The 1192-nt window shown below is 29.6% G+C and carries 1 protein-coding gene; it reads left to right on the forward strand.

The window, feature by feature from the left end:
- Window positions 1–194: 194 nt before the first annotated feature.
- Window positions 195–1184: an IS110 family transposase gene (locus ACFQ0R_RS11815; RefSeq protein ID WP_379658590.1), complete on the forward strand. Its 990-nt coding sequence runs from the start codon at window positions 195–197 to the stop codon at window positions 1182–1184.
- Window positions 1185–1192: the final 8 nt, after the last annotated feature.

A 1192-nucleotide genomic window follows, 5' to 3' on the forward strand; every position in this document is an offset into this window, starting at 1 on the left:
ACTCCTTTAGATTCGTTTTTTATAAAATGATTAAATTAAAAACGGAAAAGATACACTACCAAAGCACTCTAAGTTCGCAACTTATACTTCGATTTAGATCTTTTCCATTTTGATATAAACTCAAATTAGAAATTCGGGATTTAAAGCCCATTATCAAGGAGTTGAGTTTATCATTTTAACCTTAATCCAAAGATATGAAAACAGAATTAAAGTTTATCGGAATTGATGTGAGTAAGGATACATTGGATATCTGCATTCTATCTCATGAAACAGAATCTCTTGTTATTAAAAATCAAGAGAAAGCAATTACTAAATTTTTTAAATCCCTTTTAAAAGACAGCTCAATCAAACATCACATTTGTTTAGAAAACACAGGTAAATATTCTTGGGTACTTATCAATGTTCTTGCTGAATTAGAGTGTTGTTTTTACGTGGTAAATCCTTTACATCTTAAAAGAAGCTTAGGGCTTACCAGAGGGAAAAATGATAAGATTGATGCTATACGAATAGCTCGTTTTATTAAGAAGAACCATGATGAAACTGCCCGTTTCATTCCAAGAAGAGATGTCATAGAACAGCTGCATATTCTATTATCTGAAAGAAGATTTAGAGTAAACCATAAAGGACAATTAACAACTAAAAACAAGGAATTAAAAGTGCTTAGAGATAAAAAATTAGCCAAACAAATTAAAAGAGATAATGATAAACTTATCAGTGAAATCATTTTACAAATTAAACGCCTAGAGAGACAAATTAAAGAGTTGATTAAAAGTGATGAAACTTTAAATAAACTTCAAAAACAACTTAAATCTGTACCTGGTGTAGGGGATATACTTTGCTGGAATCTAATTGTAAAGACTAATGAATTTAAATCTATTCAAGACCCAAGGAAATTAGCTTGTTATTCTGGCGTAGCACCTTTTAAAAATACATCTGGAACATCTATTTTTGGTAAAAATAGAGTCTCAAATCTTGCAGATAAATCACTTAAAAGACTACTTCATCTTGGAGCATTGAGTGCTATCAGATTGAACAATGATCTTGCTGTTTATTATCACAGAAAAGTTGAAGAAGGCAAGAATAAAATGAGTGTTTTAAATGCTGTCAGAAACAAAATAATACATATTGTTTTTGCACTTATAAAAAATCAAACTTTGTATCAAAATCGTTTGGTTACGTCATAGAAATCGAA

It is taken from the genome of Psychroflexus salinarum (genome assembly GCF_042677225.1).
GTDB classification, from domain to species: Bacteria; Bacteroidota; Bacteroidia; order Flavobacteriales; family Flavobacteriaceae; genus Psychroflexus; species Psychroflexus salinarum.